This is a genomic window from Bradyrhizobium sp. USDA 3315 (genome assembly GCF_054056795.1).
Genome location: NZ_JBSRYP010000001.1, coordinates 1,674,776 through 1,686,972, shown reverse-complemented (window position 1 = coordinate 1,686,972; position 12,197 = coordinate 1,674,776). Strand labels below are relative to the sequence as shown.

The 12,197-nt window shown below is 63.4% G+C and carries 10 protein-coding genes and 1 pseudogene; 9 read left to right on the top strand and 2 right to left on the bottom strand.

Going from position 1 to position 12,197, the window contains the following annotated elements; genetic code table 11:
- The first annotated feature begins 236 nt into the window (after positions 1-236).
- The 5 genes from ACVIYL_RS07800 (at position 237) to ACVIYL_RS07780 (ending at position 5,720) form a co-directional block, all read left to right on the top strand.
- A complete protein-coding gene (locus ACVIYL_RS07800; RefSeq protein ID WP_456781795.1) occupies positions 237-899 on the top strand; it encodes an enoyl-CoA hydratase/isomerase family protein in 663 nt (220 codons plus the stop codon).
- Between the two features lie 995 nt (positions 900-1,894).
- Complete coding sequence (locus ACVIYL_RS07795) at positions 1,895-2,206, top strand: DUF736 domain-containing protein (protein WP_456778185.1); 312 nt, start codon at positions 1,895-1,897, stop codon at positions 2,204-2,206.
- A 469-nt stretch (positions 2,207-2,675) separates the two neighbouring features.
- Positions 2,676-3,275, top strand: coding sequence for a reverse transcriptase domain-containing protein (locus tag ACVIYL_RS07790; protein ID WP_456778184.1), 600 nt, complete (start codon positions 2,676-2,678; stop codon positions 3,273-3,275).
- A complete protein-coding gene (locus tag ACVIYL_RS07785) occupies positions 3,193-3,810 on the top strand; it encodes a reverse transcriptase domain-containing protein (protein ID WP_456778183.1) in 618 nt (205 codons plus the stop codon). Before ACVIYL_RS07790 ends, ACVIYL_RS07785 begins: the two co-directional genes overlap by 83 nt.
- A gap of 719 nt (positions 3,811-4,529) precedes the next feature.
- The gene (locus tag ACVIYL_RS07780) at positions 4,530-5,720 is read left to right on the top strand and encodes a DUF932 domain-containing protein (RefSeq protein ID WP_456781794.1); all 1,191 of its coding nucleotides are present in this window, start codon (positions 4,530-4,532) and stop codon (positions 5,718-5,720) included.
- A 215-nt stretch (positions 5,721-5,935) separates the two neighbouring features.
- On the opposite strand, the gene ACVIYL_RS07775 is transcribed toward ACVIYL_RS07780, so the two are convergent.
- On the bottom strand, positions 5,936-6,217 hold the full coding sequence (locus ACVIYL_RS07775; protein ID WP_456778182.1) for a helix-turn-helix domain-containing protein: 282 nt from the start codon (positions 6,215-6,217) through the stop codon (positions 5,936-5,938).
- A 110-nt stretch (positions 6,218-6,327) separates the two neighbouring features.
- Here ACVIYL_RS07775 and ACVIYL_RS07770 point away from each other — a divergent pair, with 110 nt between their 5' ends.
- Positions 6,328-6,600 carry a DUF2285 domain-containing protein gene (locus ACVIYL_RS07770; RefSeq protein WP_456778181.1) on the top strand — a complete coding sequence of 91 codons (273 nt, stop codon included), beginning with the start codon at positions 6,328-6,330 and terminating at the stop codon, positions 6,598-6,600.
- Between the two features lie 881 nt (positions 6,601-7,481).
- On the opposite strand, the gene ACVIYL_RS07765 is transcribed toward ACVIYL_RS07770, so the two are convergent.
- Positions 7,482-8,192 (bottom strand): IS66 family insertion sequence element accessory protein TnpB, encoded by a 711-nt coding sequence (locus ACVIYL_RS07765; RefSeq protein ID WP_456778180.1) that lies wholly within the window; start codon positions 8,190-8,192, stop codon positions 7,482-7,484.
- Between the two features lie 138 nt (positions 8,193-8,330).
- Here ACVIYL_RS07765 and ACVIYL_RS07760 point away from each other — a divergent pair, with 138 nt between their 5' ends.
- From ACVIYL_RS07760 to ACVIYL_RS07750, 3 genes and pseudogenes are all read left to right on the top strand, one after another.
- Positions 8,331-8,729 carry a transposase gene (locus tag ACVIYL_RS07760; protein WP_456778179.1) on the top strand — a complete coding sequence of 133 codons (399 nt, stop codon included), beginning with the start codon at positions 8,331-8,333 and terminating at the stop codon, positions 8,727-8,729.
- Positions 8,730-9,324: 595 nt separating this feature from the next.
- A pseudogene (locus tag ACVIYL_RS07755) lies at positions 9,325-9,812 on the top strand (type VI secretion protein); the annotation flags it as partial.
- Between the two features lie 310 nt (positions 9,813-10,122).
- A complete protein-coding gene (locus ACVIYL_RS07750) occupies positions 10,123-11,913 on the top strand; it encodes a chloride channel protein (RefSeq protein ID WP_456778178.1) in 1,791 nt (596 codons plus the stop codon).
- Positions 11,914-12,197 lie beyond the last annotated feature (284 nt).

Here is a 12,197-nt window from a genome sequence, read left to right as displayed (position 1 = left end):
TGTATGAGTTGTGGGGCCGGACCAAGTAAGAGATCGGACATTGAACCGTCCTTTCGGCTATCAGAACCTACGACGCTTGATCTTCCGCTTCAGCGATCCCGATAAGTGTACGCCGCTTGTTTGTTCAGGCTGGATTCGTGGATGGAATGGTTCTCATGCGCAGACGCCCCAAGCTCTCCAGCAGATTGAGGGGCGGCCGAGATGTTTGATGCAGTTGCGGCTGCAGGAGAAGACCCATCGGTGCGGGTCATAGTCATCACAGGAGGCAACTCGGCATTTTTATCCGTCATTACGACGTCGGGGAACTCTCCGACGCCGCAGATGCGATTGAGTCTGGAGCGCCGCGCCCGCCGTCGCCGCCTGGTCCTCGACCGCCTGGCTTCCACGCGCTCACGGACCTGATTGCAGCTGTCGAGAAGCCGGTCGTCGCTGCGATCAATGGCCTGTGTATGGGCGGCGGCTTCGAGCTATCGCTAGCATGCGACCTGCGCATCGCGGGAAATACCGTCCCGTCCATCGGATTGCCGGAAACCCGTATCGGCATCTTTCCGGGTGGTGGCGGCACGCAGCGCTTGCCCAGGATCATTGGGGAGGCCAGGGCGCTCGAGACGATCCTGCGCGGGCTGACGGTGACAGGACCGCGTGCCCACGAGATCGGGATTGTGCATGAGGTCGTTGATGATCCGCTCGCGCGCGCCCTAGAGATCGGCGCCGAACTATCGAGCCGGGGGGCCGAGGGCTTGGCGTTCGCCAAACGCCTTACCCGCGCGGCCCTCGACCGTTCTCTGGCCGAAGGCTTGGCCGACGAGCGCAAGAGTTTTGCCGCCGTGATGAGGACGGCCTCGGCCCGTGAGGGCTTGCAGACGGGCCGTCCACCGGCCGAAATCCAGAGGCTTTAGGGCAGGCAGCTGTTCGGGCCAATTTGCATGGTCTACGTAGTACGGAGAGCCCTGGAAATTCGGCTATTCTCCCCTGGCGAGGGGACCTCAGCCGCAGCAGATGAGCAATTCTTTTTCTAGATTCTCTCCCTCCGCCCCTTTGCCCGAAATTTCGTACCTCGAAACGGAGGCGCGGCCACCAACAACCTCGCACTGCCTTCAATTCCTGCCAAGACAATCACGCCAATTCCCCGTCGCCCTGGCCATCGCTTCCGCGCTGGCGCGATCGGAGGGGATGTTGAGGCCACCGCTGTACATGGCGCCGAGCGCTAACGTCGCGCCGCCGGCGCGGCGCTCGCGCGCGAGCGCGATAGGCGCGCGCGGCTGATATGATTGCCGCACAGCGGCGACCGCGGCATGAAAGCCCCGCCACGATCAAGACCTCGGTCACTCTAATCTGTGCCGTCGGCGGCGGCCAAGGGACGGCTGTGTCGTGCTCGTCAATCAGCAGCGAGCGAGAAGGCCGGACGCGCTGCTCGTCTAATGCCTAGAGCATTGAGATTGCGGTCTGCCGCATCGCTCCAGACGTAGCTTCGCCTCGGCACGCGGGACTGCGACGAGGGGCGCTGGCGTTTTCCGAGGGGGCGTCTTTCTTGGCATTCACGCGCTGATGTCAGCATGTGCCCGATCGATTTTACTCAAGTCCTTGTGCTGCGCCGGTGGCGGCCGCCATTGTCGTCTCCGTCAGTTCGTTCATGGCGCGTCCAACGCAACCTCGAATGGGCTGATTAGGCCCGAGGGCCGGCCAAGGCCTCGATCGCCTTCCCGCAACGGCTGCGCCTGCTTTTTTCCCCTGCCGCGAAGGGCCGGCATTCCTCGCGGAAGACAAAAAAGCAGGCTTGTCGCCGTCCTCCGCTGCGCTGCGGGCCTGACGGCTGCGGGCCGATCGCTCCCCGGGCCAAGGATCGCCATCGAGGCTGCGATGGGCGCGGCCCGAGCAACAAACGGAGATGATCATGGCTACCATCGGCACCTTCACCACGTCGGACAACGGCTACACCGGCTCGATCAAGACGCTGACGCTGAACATCAAGGCACGGTTCGCCGCATCCGAGAAGGACAACGACAAGGCGCCCGACTATCGCATCTTCGCCGGCACCACCGAGCTCGGCGCGGCCTGGAAGAAGACCGCCCGCGAAAGCGATCGCGAATACCTCTCGGTCAAGCTCGACGATCCGAGCTTTCCGGCCCCGATCTACGCCTCGCTGGTGAAGGTCGACGGCGACGAGGGCTTCACCCTGATCTGGTCGCGCCGCAGCGGCGACTGATCCTTCAGCGATCATCGGCGCCGCCTCCTCGGAGGCGGGGCCTTTTGCATGTGTGCCGAGTATGAACGACAGCTTGGAGGTGGAAGTCCTCTATCCAGCCTGATGACGGCGAAGGATTAGCGAAGCGCAAGGGCGTCATCGCGAGGTGGGGTCTGAAGACAGCGTGGAGCAAAGCCGCGGCTCGATGGACAATTACCGGATAACGAGGCCTACCCGGCCGGACGAGCGAGCATGTGATCGCGAAGTCCATAGTCATCAAGGGTCGGGGTGGTAAATCCGGCGAGCGTGCGGTGAAGGCGGTCGGTCTTACCTCGGGAGGTCTGTGCTGTGTCCCGGTAACGGGACTGAGGTCGTCGTAAGGCGACTTGACCGCAGCGCAGAAGTCAGCAGCGGGCATAGTAGGCGGTGGCGTGCCGTCGAAGGCCCAAACGGTGGAAGTGGCCAGTAGAACGGTGATCTCGCGCGAGCCATGCGGCAGAAGAATCAGGTCGAGCTGAACTTGGGCACCGGAGCGAAGGGTGAAGCCCCGAACGCCGCCGCCCAAGAGTCCGAAGCGCGCGCGGCGGCCACCGCCCTCGAACGCCCGGCGGCCGCAGGGCCGTCGATGGAAGCGGTAATCGAGCGTGAGAACCTGAAGACGGCGTTGGCGCAAGTGACGCGCAACAAGGGCGCGGCGGGCGTCGATGGGATGACCATCGATGAGTTGCCGGCCCACCTGAAGGAGCACTGGCTAGCGATCCGAGCCCAGTTGCTTGAGGGCACCTACAAGCCGCAGCCGGTGCGGCGGGTGGAGATACCGAAGACGTCGGGCGGCCTGCGGCCGCTCGGCATCCCGACGGTGCTCGACCGCTTGATCCAGCAGGCGGTGATGCAGGTGCTGCAGGCGGATTGGGACGGGACGTTCTCCGAGACCAGCTTCGGCTTCCGGCCGGGGCGCTCGGCGCATCAGGCGGTGGAACGGGTACATTGCGGCCGGCCACAGCTTCGTGGTGGACATCGACCTGGAGAAGTTCTTCGACCGGGTCAACCACGACATCCTGATGGGGCTCGTTGCCAAGCGGGTGACTGACAAGCGCCTCCTGAAGCTGATCCGCGGATTCCTGAATGCGGGTGTGCTCGAGAGAGGGCTGGTCAGTCCGACGGAAGAGGGTACGCCGCAGGGCGGTCCGCTCTCGCCGCTATTGTCGAACCTGATGCTGGATGTGCTGGACAGGGAACTGGAAAGACGCGGCCACCGTTTCGTGCGCTACGCCGACGACTGCAACATCTACGTGCGCAGTCGGAAGGCGGGCGAGCGGGTGCTGGCGGGCATCGAACGGTTCCTCGAAAAGCGCCTCAAGCTCAAGGTCAACAAAGCCAAGAGCGCGGTCGCCAAACCGAGCGTTCGCAAGTTCTTGGGCTTCAGCTTTATCGGTGGGAAAGAACCGCGTCGGCGCATCGCGCCGCAGGCACTTGCCCGCTTCAAGGCGAAGGTCCGAGGACTGACACGACGCACCTGCGGCCGAAGCCTCGCGCAGATTGCCAAGGAACTATCGCGCTATCTGATCGGATGGCGCGGCTACTTCGGCATCTGCCAAACCCCGTCGGTGTTGCGCACACCATGACGAATGGCTCAGGCGGCGGTTGCGCGCCATCGCCCGGAAACAATGGAAGCGCGGTGACACTCGCTTTGCCGAGCTGCGACGCTGCGGCGTCGGCCGGGATCTGGCGGCACAAACCGCTGGCAGCCCGCATGGCCCTTGGCGGCTCGCGAACAGCCCCGCGCTCACCATCGCCATGCCAATCGCGTTCTTCAGGGCACTCGGCTTGGCTTCCGTCGCGGCACAGCAGCCCGCATAATCCACCGAACCGCCGGATACGGACCCGTATGTCCGGTGGTGTGGGAGGGGAGAAGCCGCGAGGCTTCCCCCTATCCCGATTTCTTGCGCCGCTTTGGAAGGAAGCAGAAAGCGCAAGTGCCATGCTGTAAACCGGAGAACGATGAGAACAGGATGCCGCGGGCTCACCTGCTATAGGTCGTCGGCCGGGCGAGGAGCCCACCAACAGCGCTAGCGCACGGCCGAGGACAGCGACGCGTCGCGCCGCCAAAAAATCAATTCGCGCGCGCAGCGCGCTCCAGATCTTGACCTGAAAACGCTTAGGGCTCCGCCCTCGGCGCGCTTCGGAGTGCCTTCCGCCCAGCTTCCTCCGCGCTAATGCGCTCCGTGCAGCCGGGTCCCCGCGAAGGCGCCCACTCCGCTTGCACACCCGCTGCTCGCCGCGAGGCAGGGTTGCAGCGCAGCGCTGCGCTTTAACCTCAGCCCACAGGAGAATGACCATGAACATGATGACCTTGTCCCTAGGCGAACAGCCTGCATCCGGCGGCTTTCGCGTGGACGTCTCGCGCGGCCAAAGGATCGGCCGCGTGTCGTCCGAGTGGTTTGCGCGACCGGATGACGAGCGGTACCTGAACCTGTCGCACCTTTATGAGGCGGTGCGGGGACGGGCCGAGCGCGCGGAAGCGCGAACGGTGGAAAGCAAGGCCATCCGGGTAGAGGCGAGCCGAGAGAATTCCGAGCGGTTGGTCCTGATGGTGCCGGGACGTGACGAGCCAGTGGCGCCGACGCATTGGAGCTTTGGCCAGTTGTGCACGCTGGCGGGCGCGCCGACATCCTATCTGCGGCAGCTTCCTGCTGCGTTGTCAGCGATCAACCTGCAACACGGCTTGCTGTCGCATCGCGCCGAGCTCGTGAAGACTCTGGAAACCGACAACGGACGCATTGAGCTCCGCGCTGCCACCGGGCCGGACTACGGCCGCATCTGGGACCATGAGTTGGTCGCCGCCGTGATGAAGATCGCGGGGAATGGCGCGGGCGATACGCGGTGGAAGGTTCCGGGCGTGCTGGACTGGGCGACCATGACCCACAATCCCTTTGTGGACGTGACCAAGGACACGACGACGCTTTACGCCAGCGATCGCGATGTGTTCCTGTTTCTGGTCGACGACACCAATCCGATCGAGGCGGGGCGCTTGGCGGACGGATCGCCGGATCTGTATTTCCGGGGCTTTTACTGTTGGAACAGCGAGGTGGGCAGCAAGACGCTGGGCATTGCCAGCTTCTATCTCCGGGCCGTCTGCATGAACCGCAACCTCTGGGGCGTCGAGAATTTCGAAGAGATCACCATCCGGCATTCGAAATTCGCCGCACAACGGTTCGCGCATGAAGCGGCCCCCGCATTGACGAGCTTTGCTAACTCCTCGCCCGCGCGCTTCGTCGCCGGCATCAAGGCGGCACGGGAGCGGATTGTTGCCCGCACGGACGAGGATCGGGAGAGCTTCCTCCGCAGAGGCGGGTTTTCCAAGTCCGAGACGTCGAAGATCATTGAAACCGTTCTGGGCGAGGAAAACCGCAAGCCGGAAAGCATCTTTGACTTCGTGCAGGGCATTACCGCGTTTGCGCGCGGCAAGGCTCATCAGGACACACGCCTTGAACTGGAAGGCAAGGCAAAGCGCTTGATGGAGCGCGCGATCTGAAGATATGGGCCGCGCAACCGGATGGCGGTTGTGCGGCCCCCCGTGCCTGGACGCCGCCGCCGATCCGGCAAGCCGGATCGCCGGCGGCGACGCGAATCCGCGTCCGGCGCTCGCCGGGCCTCCGGCCCGGCTCGCGATAACAAAGGCACGAATTAGAAAAAGTGGAACACTTGGCGTCTAGCCACTCCCAAGATGGCTGGATGAGCCGCGAACAGTTACTTCTTCATGCGATTCGGTCGAATCGGCTTGCGACCCTTGGCCAACGTCTTGGGTGTCGTCGCTCCTTTAGGCGGCTGAAGGAAGAATTCTAACAACTGAACACCCAGTGTTTCGGCTAGTCGGTCGAGCAGATCAATCGTCGGGTTCTCCGATTGCCGTTCAAGGCCGCTCATGTATGAGCGATCGATCCCCGCATCGTATGCCAATTGCTCTTGCGGAATGCCGCGATCGACGCGGATTCGGCGGACATTCCAGGCCACAAGCGCACGAGCTTTCATGCGCAAAAGCAGCCATTCAGTAGGCCATAAAACCACTGGCTATAACCAACCTATTTAGATAGGTTGGTCCACCGGACAGGCTCAGGTTTCGATGAAGTAGCGTATACCACATGACTAGACCGCCGCTGGACCCCGACGTCGCGGATGCAGCGCCGAATGAATCGGCGATGACGACCTATGACGAGCGGCATGTCGTCACGTACATCCGCCTTCTGCAGGCCGACAGCGAGGGCGCGGACTGGCGGGAAGTCACTCGATTAGTGCTGCATATCGATCCAGAGCGTGAGCCGGACCGCGCACGGAACGCTTACCAGAGTCACCTCGCGCGAGCTAAGTGGATGACCGAACAGGGGCGTCTCTTACGCGGTGCGGGGTTGACCTAGAAGAAATTCGTCGACCAAAAGTTTGATTTAGCAATCGTCGTCTCCGGCCACCACGTGGTCATTCGGGAGACCACGCGGTGTCAAACCAAGGTCCTCTTGCGGCCCAATCGATCGGAATTATTGCGCCACGATCCTTGTTTGTCGCGTGCAATGAGGCGGAAGCAATGCATGGGTTCGACTGGCGGTCGCCGGAATCCTGCAAGAGCCTTCAAGGACGCAGAGATAGCAACATCGAGGCGACGGCTGGCACGCAGCGCTGCGCATCGGCGCAGTCGAAGTCTGGTCAACAGAACCGCCAAGCGGTGGCGCTCACCGAGTAGCAAGGTTGTCGTCCGACCGCGAACTTGACGCGTGGGCATACGCGGCCCGACAACCTTGGTGCGGCAGGAACGGGCGTGCGCCAGGTCCTTCCTTTAACGAGCCATCCAATCAGCGACGCGAGCGGTTGAGCGCGGCTCCTCGCGCGCTCGATGCAGAGTGCTGCTAGTACATATCGTGCCACCGCAGAAGCGCTGTTCGCCAGGAAGCCTATTCTGGATCGCGCCTAGAAAACGCACGATCTGTGCAGCCGAACCGTCCGCCTGATGCAGACGGAACGCAACGGGCGCAGCCGGCCGTTGCCCAAATGGAATAGCTGTCGTGTGTTCGCGAGCGCGAATCTTCTCTCATGAAACTGGCAGTCCGATGGGGGTGCTGGATGGCCGTTACTTAGGACGTCTGCCCGCGTCTGCCGTGATCGGTCTTGCGTTCCGGTGTGGACGTGGGGAGGAGTGATCGTGCGTTACGAGTGCTTTCGACCTGCCATTCCCCTGCTCGATAGATTGCGGGATCATTCCTCCCTCCCGACCAACATATACCGGACCTGTGAGCGCGGTGGTGGCCTAGGGCGGCCGCACGGCCGTCGCGCGCAGCAGCTTTACCCTGGAAGGGCGCAAGCACGACGGTATGTTTGGCTCCGTCGGGAGCGCGCGTTCGGGCTTCTGCCACTGCTCTTCGTTTGGACTGTCTGCAGTGGTCCGCACTTGCGAAGAAACGGCGTCACGGCCGACGGCGAGCCGCGGCATCACCACAGCCGGAGTGCTGCCGGCCGGTGCAAAGACACGCCGTCCATCGGCCAGCTCGAGCGCCATCATGCCGTCCGGCGGCTGCACCATATCGGGCAAGGCGGCGAGCGCCGGGAGCTCTTGGCCGCGCGGTCGGCGAGCGTCACCGTCGCGAGTTGCGGTGCCTTGCGAGCGGTTAGCCAGCGGAACACCAGTGGCAACGCCATGGCGGCAGTAAACCTGCGCCACGCTGACGCCGGGCTTCTCCGTCTGCTGCACGATCGCCCGCTTCTGCTTGTTGCTGAACCGACGCCGGTTCGACCGCCCGTCCAGCGCTTCCGCCGTCAAGCGGTGTTTGCGGCGCGCGCAATAGGCAGCGCTGCTTGATTGAGCCCGGGCACCCGGATGAAGCAACAATCGCCTGTCCATCTCGTCGCCGGAGTCTTCGAGACGGTCGCGCCGGATCTTCAACGAATCGGGCGAAAGACCGAGCGCCGCGGTATACTCGGCATGCCCCATGCCACTCCAGTTCATCGCCTCGACGTGCATGTTCTAGGACGCTCGAAGCGCGCCCCGGACCGCAGTTCGTGATGACCATCGAAGCCATGTTGGACGCACGGCGGCTATCTTCGAAGGCTTCGAAAAATTGCACAGGGGGGTCCTGCTGGCCGTTCGACATGATCCGGTGTGCCGGCGTCTGACGACGGTTCCTGGAGTCGGCCCCGTTGCGGCCCTTCGTTCAAAGTCGGTGTCGATGACCCTCGGCGCTTCGCGCGATCGCGAACGGTCGGCGCGCATTTTGGCCTGACGCCGAGGCGGCGACACCAGTCCGGAACCGCCGTGGACTATGAGGACCGGATCACTAGGCAAGGCGATATCGCCGTTCGGGAGGCGCTCTGCGAGACGGCTGCAAGCCTTCTGCTGCGCGTCAGGACCTTGACCGCCTTGGGCGCGTGGGGACTGCGGATCGCCAAGCGGTCAAGCATGCTGTGCGCGATCGTCGCCGTTGTGCCAAGCGCGCAAGCATTCTGCATCGGATGTGGGTCAGCGAGACCGACTTCCACATCGGCCTCGGCTCCAAGGTAACACAACGGCTCAGCTTGAAACCTGCGCAGCAATTGCTGCGCTGACAACCGGGAACTGTTGCTGGTCTTGCATCCAGCTTGTTGAGGAGGAGCAAAGATTAGAGATCCGAACGCGCGACGAGCGTCCCTTGGCGGGGCCGCGAAGCGGGGAATGTCCGCTATCTCTCGCCTGCTGCCGCCCTTCGGGTGAGAGTGCCCGATTGCTTGGACAGCCCTGTTTACGAGCCTGATGAAGAGAATGCGACGGCCACGTGCCGAACGCGAAGGAATGCCTGACTCCGCCTAGAGAATGCAAGTCGTGGCCATGCTGACGCGAACGCTACTTGCAATCGAAGCAGCGAGATAAGGAGCGCTGCTTGTTTGGAGAAATCGTAAAAAAGCGTAGGAGGGAGTTGACTTTGCATGCTCGATTAAGACGGCGAGATAAAAGGGCGCACATTGCGCCTCGGTCGGTTCGTTGTGTTGTTTGAGGTTTTCCGCCTGCCGCACAAGGTGCTCGCCTGGGCAGCAATGTGCGCGCTGCACGCAAGTCACTGACACTCCACGATCTAATAAACATTGCCGAGGTTGGCGATGGCTGAGGATGTGAGTTTCGTATCCGGCCCGGCGGCATCTGCTCATCCACGCCACAGCGAGCGCGGCCCTTTATTGCGCAGGCGATTGCGGCGGCGCAGAGGGCCGGCGAGCAGGTGCCCCGTTCGGACCGCATTATTACGGGCAACCGGTCACGCCTCGGGCGCGGCCGGATCGCCAGCGTGCCGGCCAACCGGCTGCTGACGGGGCGCTCGTGCCTCGTCGTCATCAAGACCCGCGTCGTCCGTCACACCGCGCGCCGCACCGTTCGTCGCCACCTCAATTATCTTCATCGCGAGGGGGGCCGACGACACGGACAAGGCGCGGCTATTCGGGCCGCAGACCGAGGAAGTCGACGGCCGTGCCCTCGCGGAGCGTGCGAGAGCGACCGTCATCACTTCCGTTTCATCGTGTCGCCGAGGACGCGGCCGCCATGGCAGGCCTCAAGTCCTTCGCCCGGGAGCTGACGGGCCAGATGGCGAAGGATCTCCTTGGCGGCTCGGGCTGGCTAGCAACCCGCGATCGATCACCGGACCCACAGGCGATGATGGCGCCTGCCTTACCGTCTGTCAGGACTATCACCCGGCCGATCAACTCCTTCCCCGGCAGCATGCAGTTCGCAGAGGATGCTATTTGGCTCGGCCGTATGGCATCAGGGCCAGTGTCGAGTACCAGCTTGGTCGGTCCACCAGCAATTGCACCCAGAAGGGGCAATTCTGATTCTCATTGACCTGTCCAGATTCGCGGAGCAGCCTAAAGCCCGATGGGCATCGCACATCCGGTCCGCTGAGCTTTCTCTGCTAGGACCTTACAAGAGCCGAATGGTGTTGGCGATCCGCCACATTGACCTGCGAAGAGCAACCAACAAATTGTTGGTTCGGGTGCGCGCGCTTTTGCGTCGCAACGAATTCTACCTGATCCCGCTGGCGCTCCTGGTAGGCCTCATGGCGGGTGCCATTGTCACGCTGATGAGCGAGGTCGCCCAGATCGCCCATGTCCTGATCTACGGGATCCCGATCGACGTCCGCCTCAGCGCCCATGACCATATCAACCCGTGGGCGGCGCTGAGCGCCCCCGCGGTCGGAGGGCTCGCGCTCGGGATCATGGAGTGGTCGCGGCGGCGCCTGAAGATATCGAGCGCGGTCGACCCGATTGAGGCCAACGCGCTACGCGGCGGACATCTCTCACTCCGCGACAGCGTCGTGGTCTCGAGCCAGACCCTGATCTCCAACGGCTGCGGCGCGTCGGTCGGGCTCGAGGCGGGCTACACCCAGATCGGCTCGGGCGTCGCCTCCCTGCTCGGCCAGTTCCTCAATTTGCGGCGCACCGACCTCCGCCTGATCGTCGGCTGCGGCGCGGCCGCCGCGATCGCGGCGGCGTTCGGCGCCCCGATCACCGGCGCGTTTTATGCCTATGAGCTGATCGTCGGCGTTTACTCGGTGGCAAGTGCAGCCCCCATTCTCGCCGCGTCGCTGTCGGGCGCGCTCGCCGCGCAATGGTTCGGCGGATCGCCCTATTTGCTGGAAGTTCCGAGCGTCGGCACGGTCAGCGTCGAGCAATATCTTGCCCTGATCGTGCTGGCGTTGATCGCCGGTGGTGTCGGAATTCTGGTGATGCGAAGCTCCGTTCTGTTCGAGCGCATGTTCACACAATCCTGGCTTCCACTCTGGATCAGGCCGGCGATCGGCGGGATTTGCGTCGGCGCGCTGGCGATCGTCACGCCGCAGGTGCTCGCCGCCGGCCACGGCGCGATGGTGCTCGATATGCACCACGAGATGGCGGCGGGCCTGATCGCGACGATCATCGTGCTGAAGCTTGCCGCGTGCATGATCTCGCTCGCCTCCGGCTTCCGCGGCGGTCTCTTTTTCGCCTCGCTGTTCGTCGGCAGCCTGCTCGGAAAATTGTTCGCCGCGCTGGTGATGCTCGCGAGCCCGAAGCTCGGAATTGATCCCCTGGTCGGCATGCTCACAGGCATGGCGACGCTCGGCGTCGCCATCGTCGGCGGTCCGCTGACGATGTCGTTCCTGGTGCTGGAGTTGACACGCAGCGTCGACGTCACCGCCGTTGTGCTGGCTGGCTGCATCGTCACCAGCATCTGCGTCCGCTTCAGTTTCGGCCATTCGTTCTCGACCTGGCGCCTGCACCTGCGCGGGGAGACCATCCGAAGTGCCAACGACGTCGGCTGGCTGCGCAACCTGTCGGTGGAGCGGATGATGCGTAGCGACGTCGCCAAGGCGCCATCGACCTCGACCATCGCGGCCTGCCGCGACGAGTTCCCCTTGAGCTCGCTGCAGGCGATCGTGGTCGTCAACGACGCCGACGAATATTGCGGACTGGTGCTGCTTCCAGAACTTTATTCCGTTGAGCTCGATACCATCGCGGACGACATCCAGGTGGTGGAGCTCGCGCGCTATTTCGACGACGTGCTGCTGCCCGAGATGAACGTGAAGACCGCGATGGCCGTGTTCGACAAGGCGGAGGCGGATCTTCTGGCCGTGGTCGAATCCGCCGACAGCCGAAAGGTGATCGGCTATTTGCCCGAGTCGCTCGCGCGCCGTCGCTATCTCGAAGAGATCGACCGAGCAACCGGCGGCGTGCTCGGGGCAGTGTGAACAGTTTTAGCAAGGGGACCACCGGACCGGCAGCAAGCCGAGTAGGAAAGCCTCGTAACTGGTCCTGGACTTGCCTCGGTGCTCAGATCAGCTTGCCGAGTGGCTTCTGGCTTCGCAGGCAACGGCCGGCTCTTCGCTCCTGACCACCACAGAGTTTCTCGGTCTCGGGCTGGCATGCGCTGCGAATCTGTCCCTCGCTGTGTGGTGTCCCCCGATCCTTTGCCGCGTTGATCCTGAGCGGGTACGCCTTGGTGCAACAAACCAGCCACGATTTCCTCAGGCTT